The following is a 13,115-nucleotide window of genomic DNA, read 5'->3' on the forward strand; positions in this document are numbered from 1 at the left end:
GGCAAGACCCGGCCCCGATCCGGCACTTCGGCCGAAACCCCCGTGCCCCGCCGCCCCGCCCCCGCGACAATGGCCGGATGCGGTACAGAATCCTGGGCGTAACCCAAGCAGAGGACGACCAGGGCACTCCCGTACCCCTCGGTGGCCGGCGCCTGCGCACGCTGCTCGCCGCCCTCGCGCTGCGCCCGGCCCGCACCGCCACCCCCGAGACCCTGATCGACGAGATCTGGGCGGACGACCCGCCCCAGGACGCCCCCGCCGCCCTCCAGGCGCTCGTCGGCCGCCTCCGCCGTGCCCTCGGCCGCCACGCCGTCGTCTCCACCCCGGGCGGCTACCGCCTCGAAGCCACCGAGGACGACGTCGACCTGCACGTCTTCGCCCGCCTGACCCGCGCCGGCACCCGGGCCCTCGGCGCGGGCGATCCGGCCACCGCCCACCGCACCCTCACCGAGGCCCTCGCCCTCTGGCACGGCCCCGCGCTCGCCGACCTCCCCGACCGCACCGCCGCCACCCGTCCCGAGGCCCTGCGCCTGGAGGCGACCCGCGCCCGGGCCGCCGCGGCCCTCGACCTGGGCCGCGCCCCCGACGTCGTACCGGAACTGCGGGAACTGACCACGGCCCACCCCCTCGACGAGCCCCTGCACGCCCTCCTCGTCCGTGCCCTGCGCGACGCGGGCCGCCCCGCCGACGCCCTCGCCGCCTACGCGTCCGCCCGCCGCACCCTGGCCGACACCCTCGGCACCGACCCGGGCCCCGAACTCAGAGCTCTGCACGCCTCGTTGCTCGATCAGCAGGAGACACCTCCGGCGTCAACGGTGCCGGCGGCCCCCGCCCAACCCCTTGAGCGCACCGGCAATCTCCGTCCCCGTCTGACGTCCTTCGTCGGGCGGGAACCAGAACTCGCGGCCATTCGTTCCGACATGCACAGGGCCCGCCTGGTCACGCTCACCGGACCGGGCGGTTCGGGAAAGACCCGTCTCGCCGAGGAGGCCGCCGCAGGGCTGCCGCAGGCATGGCTGGTCGAGCTGGCCCCGCTCGACCACCCCGAGGCGGTCCCCGGCGCGGTGGTCAGCGCCCTCGGTCTGCGCGAGACCGTACTGCTGACCAACGAGCTGACGACTCCGCAGGCCGACCCTGTAGCCCTGCTGATCGAGTCCTGCGCGCAGCGCGGCCGACTCCTGATCCTTGACAACTGCGAGCATGTCATCGGCGCGGCGGCGGACCTCGCCGAGACCCTCCTCACCCACTGCCCCGGGCTCACGATCCTCGCGACCAGCCGTGAACCCCTGGGCGTCCCCGGCGAGTCGGTGCGCCCGGTCGAGCCCCTCGGCCCGGAGCAGGCGCACCGCCTCTTCGCCGAGCGCGCGAAGGCCGTCCGTCCCGACGCCGACGCGGCGCTCGCCGACACCGGGGCCGTGGCGGAGATCTGCCGCCGCCTGGACGGGCTGCCGCTCGCCATCGAGCTGGCCGCGGCCCGGCTGCGGCTGCTGTCCCCACGGCAGATCGCCGACCGGCTCGACGACCGCTTCCGCCTGCTCACCTCCGGCAGTCGTACGGTCCTGCCCCGCCAGCAGACCCTCCGCGCGGTCGTCGACTGGTCGTGGGACCTGCTGGACGAGCGCGAGCGCACGCTGCTGCGCGAGGTGTCCGTGTTCGCCGGCGGCTGGGACCTCACCGCGGCCGAGGCGGTGTGCACGGGCCCGGCCGCCGACCTGACGGGCGCCCTCGTGGACAAGTCCCTCGTCGTGGCCACGCCCACCGGCCCCGACGGCTCCGGCGGCATGCGCTACCGCATGCTGGAGACCATCCACGAGTACGCCACCGAGTGCGCCGCCGAGGTCCCCGGCCTGCGCGCCGCCGCCGAGCGCCGGCACCGCGCGTGGGTGCGGGCGCTGGTCGAGGAGGCCGACCCGTTGCTGCGCTCGGCGGCCCAACTGCCGTGGATCTCCCGCCTGGAGACCGAGCTGGACAACATCCGGGCGGCACTGGACCGCGCGGTGCACGGCGGCGACGAGGCGGAGGCGGGCGCGATCGCCCTCGCCATGGGCTGGTTCTGGTGGCTGCGCAACCACCGCCAGGAGGCGGTCGCCCGGATCCACCTGGTCCTGCGCCTGGGCGTGGCCCTGGACACCCTCGCAGCGCCCGGCATGTCCGACGCCCCGCGCACCGGCGGCGCACTGGCCGCGCTCGTGGAGGCGGCCGATCCGGTCGGGGCGTTCCTCGCCGCCCCGGACGGCGAGGCCGGGCATCCGCTGCGCGAGCTGCGGTCGGACCTGCGGATGCTCTTCCTGTTCCTGACCTCCGAGTCCGGTGCGGGGCTCCACCTCGCGGCGGACCCACGCGCCCCGCAGTACGTCGCGCGCGTACGGGCCGCCTACGAGCACGGCGGCCCCCAGGCGGCCCGGCTCCCCGGCATCGTCTGGCCACTGACCGCCTACTACCTCGGCGGCCCGGCGGACATCGGCGCGGACATGGCCGCCTCCGTCGCCAACTGCCGCAGGTACGGCGGCGACTGGGAGACCGGCGTCGCCCTGATGTACCGCACCCACGTGATCGTCGATTCCCCGGGCAACCTGCGGGGCGTGGACGAGGACCTGGCCGAACTGCGCACGCTCAGCCGGCGTGTCGGGGACCGCTGGATGCGTGCCCAGGTGTGCAGCGCGGCGGGCGAGGCGGCCATGGCGCGCGGCCGGTTCGAGGAGGCCCGCGGCGAGTACGAGGAGGCGCTGCGCCTCGCCCACGAGGTGGGCGCCCACGCCGAGGCGCCGTTCCTGATGGCGCGGCTCGCCGAGATCGCCTACCGCTCGGGCGACCCGAAGACCGCGCTGACCGCCCTGGAGGAGGCGGAAGCGGCCGCCGACCGGTACACGGTGCGCGAACCGAAGGCCTTCGTGCTGCTGTTGCGCGCGCAGATCACCCTGCGCGAGGGGGAGACCGCCCGCGGCCGCGCGCTGTACGAGGCGAGCTGTGAGGCGGTGCGCGGAGGCACCCCGCCACCGCAGTTCGCGGCGGGGCTGCGGATGGTCGAGGCGCTCGTCGTCGCCGCCGAGTCGGGCCCCGCGCACGGGCTGCCGATCCTCGCCGAGGCGCTGCGCGAGGCCGTGGCCCAAGGGTGCGCCGAGTCGATCACGGCAGCCCTGGTCGACACCGCCGCCGGACTGCTGGCCCGGCACGGCGATCTGCCGCGCGCGATCCGGCTGTACGCCGCCGCGGACCACTGGCGCGCCGGCACCCCGCGCGCCGAGCCGGAGGACACCGAGGCCGCCCGGGTGCACGCCGACGCCCGCGCGGCCCTGCCCGCCGACCGCTACGCGGCCGAGCGCACCCGGGGCGCATCCCTCGGCGCGACCGAGGTACTGCGTGAACTGGCCCCCGCGGAGCCACCGGTCGAGAGCCGCTGACGACACGACCGGCGGGCAGGCGCGGCTACCGACAGGCGAACCGGGACTCCGCCCAGTCCGCGAGCGCCGCCTGGTCGAAGACGTTGCTGTGCGGCTCCACGACGAGCCGTACGGTTGTGCGCCCGGTCAGGTCCACATGGACGGGGACGGCCTGGTCACGCCCCTTGACCATGCCGGAGCGCCACAGCCGGACCCCGTCGGCGTACACCGAGAACGACACCTTGCCGAGGCCGAGTGTCATGTCGTCCACGCCGGCCAGCGCGTCGTACGCGGTGCACTGCCGGTTCAGGGCGACGGTGACGGAGGACTCGCCGTGCACGGTGACCCCGCGCGCGTACTGCACGCCGCCGATCGACATGCCGTAGCGCTGCCACACCCAGCTGCTTTCGCCGAGCCGGATCTCGGGCCGGGTGCCGTCGCCGCCGACGTCGTAGCCCAGCTCGTTCATCTCGTAGACGGTGGTCGGCGGCGGAGTGGGCGTCGGTGTCGGCGTGGGCTTCGGCGAAGGCGTCGGAGTCGGTGTCGGTGTGGGCTTCGGTCTGGGAGCCGGCGTGGGTGTGGGCCTCGGCGTGGGGGTCGGCGTCGGGGCCGGCTCGGCAGCGGGCACGACCGGCGGCGGGGCCGGCGTGCGCTTCGAAGGAGTCGGCTGGGGGGCCGGAGACCGCACGGCCGTGGCGGACGGCGCCGGCTTGGCGGTCTCCTTGGCCGGCGGGTGGCTGTCGTTGGCCAGTGCCAGCGCCACCGCGGCGGCGGCCACCGCGACGACACCGGCCGCGATCCCCGCCTTCACCGGCGCCCCGAGTCCCTCCGCCGCCGCGGCCCCGCCCGCACCGCCCGCCCCTCCGGACGAGCCGGTGGCCGCGGCGGCGACACCGGCGGCTCCGGCCGAGGCACTGCCGGCCACGATGCCGAGCGCCTTGGCGTACCCGGCGGTGGCGAACCAGCCGATGACCGCGACCGGGACGACACCGGGGATGCCGCTCGCGACCTCTTCGATCTGCGCGGCGGCCAGCCGGCACTTGGCGCACTCCTCCAGGTGCTTGCGCAGCCCCCGCTCGGCGCGGATGCGCAGCTTGCGGCGGGCGTAGGTGCCGAGCTGGTCGGCGTAGCGGGCGCACTCCTCGTCACCGGCGAGGGCGGCGCTGACATGGGCCTGCAGATACGCCTGCTTCAGCCCCTCGCGCGCGCGGCTGGCGAGCACCCGGGTGCCGTTGGCGTCCAGCCCGAAGAGCACGGCCACCTCGCTCGGGGACTCGTCCTCCACCTCGGTGTGCCACAGCACGGCCTGCCAGCGCTCGGGCAGCGAGCGGAACGCCTGCATGGCCATGGACTGCTCGGCCTCCCGCATGGCGCGCACGTCGGCGCCCAGGTCCAGGCCCGCGCCGAAGGAGCCGATGGACGAAGTGTCGTCCGGCACCTCGGACGAGCGCGAGGCCTGCTGGGCGAAGACGGCGAAGTCGTCGACGAGGTGCTCACGCCGGGCCGACCTGGTCCAGTTCGCGGCGACGCGACGTACGGAGGTGAGCAGATAGGCCCGTACGGCGTGCTCGGGCCCGGAACCGCCGCGCACGGCCTGCAGCATGCGGGCGAAGACCTCCGCGGTGAGGTCGTCGGCGGTGTGCCCGTCCCGGCAGCAGGTCCGCGCGTAACGCCGTACGGCATCGGCGTGCCGCCGGTACAGCTCCTCGTACGCGGAGTCGTCGCCCCCGCGCATCCGCTCGATCAGCTCGGCGTCGCCCGGCGGCATCCCCCGGGGCGGCGGCAGCACGCTGCCCTCACGCTGGGCCGGCACGCTCTGGGCGGCGGTGCGACCGCCCTGGCTCCGACCGCCCTGGCTCGGCACCTGGGGCGGGGTCACCCCGGTGGCCTCCGTGGCCTCCGTGGCCGCCGTGCCCGCGTCGTCGCCGCGTGACTCGTCCTGCCCGTCAACAACGCCCATCGCGGAAAGCCCCCGACGCCGGCCCAGCCCAATCCGTCACCGGCACAGGGTGCCACATTGTCTTTTGTTCAACGGCCCCCGTTCACGGCATCCACTCATCCGAGGGGCACGGTCAATCCGATCTCTCGAACGTCATCCGGACGAGCGACCTCGGCGCATCCGTACCCGCCCGTGAAACCGGCACGGGCGGGTACGGACGGCCGAACGCGACCGGTCTACGCGGGCCGCGACCGCAGCCCCTCCAGCAGGATGTCCAGCAGCCGGGCCGACGCCGCCGCCTGCTGCGCGGCATCCGGCAGGGACGGCGCCGCCGTGGCGATCACGAGCAGCACGTCCCCGACGGAGACGTCCGCCCGCAGCTCGCCCGCGGACCGAGCCCGCTCGACCAACTGCCCGACCACATCGAGCAGCTCGCCGACCCCGCTGTCCTCGGACCCGCCTGCTCCCACGGACTCCCCGGACACCAGCCGCAGTTCACCGGAGGCCGGCTGCACCCGCTGCTGCGGCACCCGAGGCTCCTCGGCGGACGTCGCACCCGAGCCGCCCGGACCGGCCGACTCGGCCAGACCGGCGGGGCCGTGCGCGGAGCCCTTCGCGGAGCCGGCGAGCACCTGCGGCGGCAGCAGCCGCCCCGCCCCGGACGCCACCGACGTCCGCAGGAACCGGGACAGCGCCGACCACGGCTCGTCCTCCTGGCCGAGTGCGGTGCGCGCCTGCTCGGTCAGGCGCGCGGTCTCCTCCTCGGCTATCCGCCGGACCAGTACGTCCTTGCTGGGAAAGCGCCGGTACACCGTGCCGACACCGACCCGCGCGCGCCGCGCCACGTCCTCCATCGGCGCGCCGTAGCCCAGCTCGCCGAAGACCTCGCGCGCCGCACGCAGCACGTGCTCCAGATTGCGCTGTGCGTCCACGCGCAGCGGTGTCGTACGCGACGCGTCCGCGCGTCCGTTGCCCACCGCGGCGCTCACCGCCCCGCCGCCGGGTGCGACGACGGCTGCGGCTGCCGATGACCAATGATGCGTGTCCTGAACATGCATGTTTTTCCCCCGGTAATGACGTCTCCCCCCGGAGACTCCCCGTCACTGAATCCGGAGTGCGCGGAAGCCACTTCGATCTCGACCGGGTCCGCCCGTCGCGAGCCCCGTTCGAGCACATTCCCTACACCCCGTCGACACACGAACATAGTTGAGAGGCAGTCAATTCAGAAGGGGCAGGTTCCGCACACCGTGCCCCCCGATCGGAGTACGCGTCATATCCGCCCCGATCCCCCACCTTCGCACACTGTGGCCCGCCCCCGCTGACCTGCCCCCTTTCGTCCACCCCGCCGACCACCCCCGGCCCACCGCACACCCGCCCGCCGGTCACACAAATTGCCGGGACTGTGGACAAACAACAGCGCCGGGTGCGTCATGGGATGGTGAAGGAACGTGCGCGCATTCTGGTTGTCGGCGGCGGCTACGTCGGGATGTACACGGCCCTGCGTCTCCAGCGGAAGCTGAAGGCCGAGCTCAGGCGAGGTGAGGTCGAGATCACCGTCGTCACGCCCGACCCCTACATGACGTACCAGCCCTTCCTTCCCGAGGCGGCCGCCGGTTCGATCTCCCCTCGCCATGTCGTCGTACCGCTGCGCCGCGTCCTGCCCCGGTGCCACGTCGTCGTCGGCGAGGTGATCTCCGTCGACCACGAGGTGCGCACCGCCGCCGTCTCGACGCCCGCCACCGCCGAGGAGGGCATGGCGGCCGACCTCCTCGGTTACGACGAGATCGTCCTCGCCCCCGGTTCCGTCTCCCGCACGCTGCCCGTGCCCGGACTCGCCGAGTACGGCATCGGCTTCAAGACCGTCGAAGAGGCCATCGGCCTGCGCAACCACGTCCTCGAACAACTGGACATCGCCTCCTCCACCCGCGACCCCGCGATCCGCGACGCCGCCCTGACCTTCGTCTTCGTCGGCGGCGGCTACGCCGGCGTCGAGGCGCTCGCCGAACTGGAGGACATGGCCCGCTACGCCGTGCGCTACTACCACAACATCCGCCCCGAGGACATGAGATGGATCCTCGTCGAGGCCTCCGACCGCATCCTCCCCGAGGTCGGCGCGGAGCTGGGCCGCTACACCGTCACCCAGCTGCGCCGCCGCAACGTCCAGGTGCTGCTCGAAACCCGCCTGGACTCCTGCGCCGACCGCGTCGCCGTCCTCAGCGACGGCCAGCGCTTCCCGACCCGTACGGTCGTGTGGACCGCCGGCGTCAAACCGCACCCCGTGCTCGCCGCAACCGACCTCCCGCTGACCCCACGCGGCCGCCTGAGGTGCACGGCCGAACTGACCGTGGACGGCGCGGCGCACGCCTGGGGCGCCGGCGACGCGGCGGCCGTCCCCGACGTCACCGCCGCCGACCCCGGCACCGACACCGCACCCAACGCCCAGCACGCCGTCCGCCAGGCCCGCACCCTCGGCGACAACATCGCCCACGCGCTGCGCGGCGAGCCCCTGGAGACGTACGCGCACCGGTACGTCGGCTCGGTCGCCTCCCTCGGCTTCCACAAGGGCGTCGCCCAGGTCTACGGGCGCAAGCTGAAGGGCTACCCTGCCTGGTTCATGCACCGCGTCTACCACCTCAGCAGGGTGCCCACCTTCAACCGAAAGGCCCGCGTGCTGGCGGAATGGACCCTCGCAGGGCTCTTCAAACGCGAGATCGTCTCGCTCGGTTCGCTCGAACATCCCCGAGCGGAGTTCGAACTCGCGGCCGGTGGAAAGCCTCCTCACAGCCCCTCGGACGACCCGAAGGGGTCGTCCTGACCGGACCCAGGAACTCCACGGCCCGCTCCGGCGTCTGACGGATGTCGTCGCGGCCCGCCCCCGCAAGACCCTGCGCTCCTGCCAAGACCCTGCCAGACTGCCCCACGTCCGCGGACGGGTCACCCGCCCGCCCACAGCACCCACGAGGCTCTTCCCACAGTGAACTTCACGCGCTGGAGCGCCCGGCTCCCCGGAACGCAGCGCCGCGCCGCCGCGCGGACCGAGACCCCGGTCCCCCCGGACCGGCGGGGAGAAGGCTCGGTGCCCGCGGCCCGCGCCGAGCAGCCGGCCGACGGCGCACCCCCGGTGCCCGCCGTCGACGAACTGCCCGCGCGCGACGTCCTCGACCGCGTCCCGGCCCTCGTCGCGCTCGTGCACGGCCCGGACCACCGCCTCGCATACGTCAACGGCGCTTACGCGGCGGCCTTCGGCGCACGACCGACGGGCGGGCCCGCGCGGGAGGCGCTGCCGGAGCTCGCCGAGCTGGGCCTGCTCCCGCTGCTCGACCAGGTGCTGCGCAGCGGCAAGCCCCGCACCCTGAAGTCCCGCAAGGCCGTCGACGGCCGGTCGTACACCTTCACGTGCACCCCCGTCGCCGAGGACGGCGACCGCGACGGCGGCGTACTGGTCTTCGCCACCGATGTCACCGACCACGCCGAGGCCGCCGAACGCCTGCGCGCGAGCGAACGCCGCCAGCGCGAGACGGCCGTCACCCTCCAGCGCTCCCTGCTCCCGCAGGAGCTGGAACAACCCGACGACCTGCGCATCGCCGCCACCTACCAGCCCGGCGGCACCGAGGCCGCGGTCGGCGGCGACTGGTACGACGTCATCACCCTCGGCGGCGGCCGCACCGCCCTCGTCATCGGCGACGTCATGGGCCGGGGCGTGCGCGCGGCGGCGGTCATGGGCCAACTCAGGACAGCCGTCCGGGCGTACGCCCGCCTCGACCTGCCCCCGCACGAGGTGCTCCAGCTGCTGGACGGCCTGGCCGCCGAGATCGACGCCAACCAGATCGCCACCTGTGTCTACGCCGTCCACGACCCCAACGAGGGCCGGCTGGTGTACGCCTCCGCGGGCCACCTGCCGATCCTGGTCCGCGACGAGAACGGGACGGTCTCCCGCGCCGACGAACCCACCGGCCCGCCGCTCGGCACCGGTGGCTGGATGCACGCGTCGGGTTCGATCGCACTCGGCCCCGGATCGACGGCCGTCCTCTACACGGACGGCCTGGTCGAACGCCGCGACGAGGACCTGGACGAGGGCATCGCGGCACTCGAACGCGCCCTCGCGGGCGCCACCGGCACCCCGCAGGTGGTCTGCGACCGCCTGGTCCGCTCGGCCGGCGTCACCGCCGACCACGACGACGACGTCGCGGTCCTCGTCCTCCAGCACCCGGCCCGTACGGGCCCCGCCGGCGAACTCTTCCGCAACGCGGCCCTGGAACTCCTCGGCGGCGTGGAGGCGGCCCCCCGCGCGCGTGCCTTCGCCTCCGGCGTCCTCACCAGCTGGCGCTTCCCCACCGAACTGCACGACCTCGGCGTCCTCGCCGCCAGCGAACTGGTCGCCAACTCCCTCCAGCACGGCACCCCGCCGATGCGCCTGCGCCTGCGCCGCACCGACCGCCGCCTGATCGTCGAGGTCACGGACGGCGACGACCACCTGCCCCGGCGCCGCCGCGCCGAACCGGCCGACGAGTCCGGCCGCGGCATCGCGATCGTCGCCACGATCGCCTCGAACTGGGGCTCGCGCCGCACCCCCGGCGGCGGCAAGGCGGTGTGGTGCGAGTTCGTCCTGCCGAAGGGAAAAACGGGAAACCAGGGAAACCAGGGGACGCAGGGGAAGCACTGACCCATGGCAGACGCGCCCCCGACGGACGTACACCGCGCGAGCGACGGCCCGGACCAGTACGCCGTCCACAGCGCCCCGATCATGCGGCCCTTCGTGGCCGAACTCCTGGACGCCGTGGACCTCGCCCCCGGCGCCACCGTCCTCGACCTCGCCTGCGGCACCGGCTTCGCCGCCCACGCGGCCGCCGCACTCACCGGCCCCACCGGCCGGGTCTGCGGCGCCGACATCGACGAGGGCATGATCCGGGTGGCCCGGGAGCAGCACCCCCGCCTCTACCCCGACATCGACTTCACGGTCGCCCCCGCCGACCACCTCCCCTACGAGACCGCGGTCTTCGACGCCGTCGTCTGCCAGCAGGGCACCCAGTTCTTCCCCGACCTCGGCGCCGCCTTCGCCGAGACGGCCCGCGTCACCCGCCCCACCGGCCGCTTCGCCACGACCGTCTGGGCCCCCGTCGACCGCCAGCCCTACTTCCTCGCCCAGCGGCGGGCCCTCGAGGAGTACGGCGGCCCCGACGCGCCGGGCTACTTCGCGCGGGCGTTCGCCCGCACCGCCGACCAGCTCACCGAGGCCCTCCGCACGGCCGGCTACCACGGCACGGCCCACCGCGAGGTCACCCTCGGCATCACCCTGCCTCCGCTGGCCGGCTACGTCCCCGGCCACCTCGCCGCCCTCTGGGGCGGCCTGATCACCCGGGCCGGCGGCAGACAGGCCCTCACCGCCGCGGCCCGCCTGGTCCTGGACCAGCTCGCCGACCGCACCGCCCGCGACGGCACGGCGACGCTCCCCTTCACCGTGACCCTGGTGACGGCAACCCGCTGACCGGTACGCGCGACGGCCGCCACCCGAAGGCGACGGCCGTCGCGAACCGTGCCGGACCGCGGACTACGCCTCCGCCGCCACGGGCTCCGAAGGCGCCCCACCGCGCGTGACCACCCGGCTGGCCCGCGCCGACCACGGCCGGTCCTGCACAGTGGTGAGCCGCCGCCCGAGCCGCAGCGCCAGGAAGGTGATCCCGAGCGAGAACAGCAGGAACGTCACGATGTACGGCGCGTGCAGCGAGGCACCCATGGGTCCGCCCACCGCCGGACCGACGGCCAGCGCCAGCTGCTTGACCAGCGCGAACGCGGAGTTGTACTGACCGGCCATGCCCTCCGGCGCCAGATCGGCGACCAACGGCGCGACGGTCGGCGACAGCATCGCCTCACCCAGCCCGAACAGCGCGTACGTCGAGACGAACGCGGCCGTGGCCATCTCCTGGCTGCCGTGCCCCAGCCCCGCGTACCCGGCCGCGACCCATGCCACGGCCCAGATCAGGCCGACCCCGGCGATCACGCGCGAGCGCCGACGCCGCTCGACGAACTTCAGCACGGCGAACTGGGCGACCACGATCATCAGCGTGTTCGCGGCCAGGGCCGTGCCCAGCGCGGAGGTGGATATCCCGGCGGCCTCGACGCCGTACGCGCTCAGACCGGACTCGAACTGGCCGTAGCAGGCGAAGAACAGCACGAAGCCGAGCACGCACAGCTGCACCATCGCCCGGTTCCCGAGCAGCTGCTTCCAGCCGCCCTTCGCCGACGGCGCCGGAACGTCCCCCAGCCGCGGGGCGCGCGGCATCCGCACCGTCGCCATCACCACGACCAGCAGCAGGAACATCGCCGCCTCGATCGCGAACAGCAGCGTGAACGAGGACACGCGCGTGGTGTCGACGAGATGGCCGCCGATCAGACCACCGACACCGAGCCCCAGGTTCTGCAGGAAGAACTGCATCGCGAACGCACGCGAGCGCGTGTCCGACGTCGAGCAGTCCACGATCATCGTCGCCAGCGCCGGCTGCATCACGGCCTGCCCGGCGCCGAGCGCCGCGGCCGACAGCAGTACGGCCGTGGCGTTGCCCGCCAGCCCCAGGCTCAGCGCGCCGAGCGCGGCGGTGACCAGGGCGGCGAGCAGGACCGGCAGCGGGCCGCGCCGCACGATCGCCCGGCCGGCGAACGGCAGCACTATCAGCGCGGCCACGGCGAAGACGGCGAGGACGAGCCCCGCCGTCATCGACCCCAGACCCCGCACCTGCGCCACATAGACGTACAGGTACGGGACCGTGAAGCCGAGCCCGAAGGCGCTGAGTGCGTTACCCACGTGGATCCGGCGCATCGCTGCGCCCATCGCCCTGGTCACGTTCACCTCTCTCACTACTGAGATCCGAAGAAGTTAGATCTGAAGACTTCGAAGCTAAAGTTCGAAGCTAAAGACTACACAATCAAGGACTTCAAGGCAAAGGAGCTGCGTGCGATACTGCGGCCATGGCCGACACCCCCGGCGTCACCGAGCCGACCCTCGAAGAACAGATCGCCGCCTACCAGCGCGAGTTCCAGGACCTCGACCCCCAGGTCGAGAAGATCGTCTCGGCACTGTCCCGGCTCAACCGCCGCATGAACGTCGCGTACGGCCGCCAGACCTCGGCCCTCGGCATCAGTAACGCCGAGTGGGAGGTCCTCAAGGCCCTCGTCCTCTCCGGCGTGCCCTACCGCATGGGCCCCAGCGACCTCGCCAAGCGCCTCGGCCTCACGCCGGCCGCGATGACCCACCGGATCGACCGCATGGTCGCCGAGGGTCTGGTCACCCGGGAGCGTGACGAGTCGAACCGCGTCCGGGTGATCGTCGAGCTGACCCCCGAGGGCCGCGAGAAGTGGCTGGAGGCCATGCGCCTGGCGACCGTCTTCGAGGAGGACCTGCTCCAGGACCTCACTCCCGTGGAGCGCGCGGTGCTGGGAGAGGTCCTCACCCGTCTGCTGCGCAGGGTGGAGCACGCCCAGCCGGACGCCGGCGGTCGCCTCACCGACCTGGACTGATGTCGCCCCATCAGGGCCACAGAAAAGATCTTGACAGCGAGGGTTGACGCTCGCCTGCCGGATCCGTAAAGTTCTCCGGGTTGCCGCCGAGCCGTAACGGTTCTCCGGCAACACTCCGCCGCCTCGCGCGGCACCCCCTCACACCATCAGCACGATCCCCGTCCGGGTCGAATTCGGCATGCCCGAATTCAATTCGAATGGAAGCCCGGTGCCCGATTGGGAATCGGCGACCGGATCCGCTAAGGTTTGAGACGTCAGAACGGCCCAGCGGGCCGGGAAGACAA

The 13,115-nt window shown here is 73.8% G+C and carries 8 protein-coding genes; 5 read left to right on the forward strand and 3 right to left on the reverse strand.

All coding sequences use genetic code 11. From position 1 onward, the window contains the following. The first annotated feature begins 77 nt into the window (after positions 1 to 77). Positions 78 to 3,401, forward strand: a complete 3,324-nt coding sequence (locus BIV23_RS34410) for an AfsR/SARP family transcriptional regulator (protein WP_071384914.1) — start codon at positions 78 to 80, stop codon at positions 3,399 to 3,401. Between the two features lie 25 nt (positions 3,402 to 3,426). Here BIV23_RS34410 and BIV23_RS34415 read toward each other — a convergent pair whose 3' ends face one another. Both BIV23_RS34415 and BIV23_RS34420 read right to left on the reverse strand, forming a co-directional pair. Further along, on the reverse strand, positions 3,427 to 5,340 hold the full coding sequence (locus BIV23_RS34415; protein WP_107471354.1) for a sigma-70 family RNA polymerase sigma factor: 1,914 nt from the start codon (positions 5,338 to 5,340) through the stop codon (positions 3,427 to 3,429). Positions 5,341 to 5,555: 215 nt separating this feature from the next. Further along, positions 5,556 to 6,377, reverse strand: a complete 822-nt coding sequence (locus BIV23_RS34420; protein WP_071384915.1) for a TetR/AcrR family transcriptional regulator — start codon at positions 6,375 to 6,377, stop codon at positions 5,556 to 5,558. A gap of 377 nt (positions 6,378 to 6,754) precedes the next feature. Between BIV23_RS34420 and BIV23_RS34425 the strand changes: the two genes are divergently transcribed. The 3 genes from BIV23_RS34425 (at position 6,755) to BIV23_RS34435 (ending at position 10,804) form a co-directional block, all read left to right on the forward strand. Continuing rightward, on the forward strand, positions 6,755 to 8,134 hold the full coding sequence (locus BIV23_RS34425) for an NAD(P)/FAD-dependent oxidoreductase (protein ID WP_071384916.1): 1,380 nt from the start codon (positions 6,755 to 6,757) through the stop codon (positions 8,132 to 8,134). A gap of 159 nt (positions 8,135 to 8,293) precedes the next feature. Beyond that, a complete protein-coding gene (locus BIV23_RS34430; RefSeq protein ID WP_071384917.1) occupies positions 8,294 to 9,982 on the forward strand; it encodes an ATP-binding SpoIIE family protein phosphatase in 1,689 nt (562 codons plus the stop codon). A 3-nt stretch (positions 9,983 to 9,985) separates the two neighbouring features. Continuing rightward, positions 9,986 to 10,804: a class I SAM-dependent methyltransferase gene (locus tag BIV23_RS34435; RefSeq protein WP_071384918.1), complete on the forward strand. Its 819-nt coding sequence runs from the start codon at positions 9,986 to 9,988 to the stop codon at positions 10,802 to 10,804. Between the two features lie 63 nt (positions 10,805 to 10,867). Here the strand turns inward: BIV23_RS34435 and BIV23_RS34440 are convergent, their stop codons facing one another. Then, on the reverse strand, positions 10,868 to 12,157 hold the full coding sequence (locus BIV23_RS34440; protein ID WP_245790780.1) for an MFS transporter: 1,290 nt from the start codon (positions 12,155 to 12,157) through the stop codon (positions 10,868 to 10,870). A gap of 125 nt (positions 12,158 to 12,282) precedes the next feature. Between BIV23_RS34440 and BIV23_RS34445 the strand changes: the two genes are divergently transcribed. Further along, positions 12,283 to 12,831, forward strand: a complete 549-nt coding sequence (locus BIV23_RS34445) for a MarR family winged helix-turn-helix transcriptional regulator (protein ID WP_071384920.1) — start codon at positions 12,283 to 12,285, stop codon at positions 12,829 to 12,831. Positions 12,832 to 13,115: the final 284 nt, after the last annotated feature.

The organism is Streptomyces monashensis (genome assembly GCF_001866665.1).
In the GTDB taxonomy this organism is placed as follows: domain Bacteria; phylum Actinomycetota; class Actinomycetes; order Streptomycetales; family Streptomycetaceae; genus Streptomyces; species Streptomyces monashensis.

Bases quoted from the DNA above. Each gene is read 5' to 3' on its own strand.
- BIV23_RS34410 (WP_071384914.1), top strand. From the start codon at position 78: ATGCGGTACAGAATCCTGGGCGTAACCCAAGCAGAGGACGACCAGGGC.
- BIV23_RS34420 (WP_071384915.1), bottom strand. From the start codon at position 6,377: ATGCATGTTCAGGACACGCATCATTGGTCATCGGCAGCCGCAGCCGTC.
- BIV23_RS34415 (WP_107471354.1), bottom strand. From the start codon at position 5,340: ATGGGCGTTGTTGACGGGCAGGACGAGTCACGCGGCGACGACGCGGGC.
- BIV23_RS34435 (WP_071384918.1), top strand. From the start codon at position 9,986: ATGGCAGACGCGCCCCCGACGGACGTACACCGCGCGAGCGACGGCCCG.
- BIV23_RS34445 (WP_071384920.1), top strand. From the start codon at position 12,283: ATGGCCGACACCCCCGGCGTCACCGAGCCGACCCTCGAAGAACAGATC.
- BIV23_RS34425 (WP_071384916.1), top strand. From the start codon at position 6,755: ATGGTGAAGGAACGTGCGCGCATTCTGGTTGTCGGCGGCGGCTACGTC.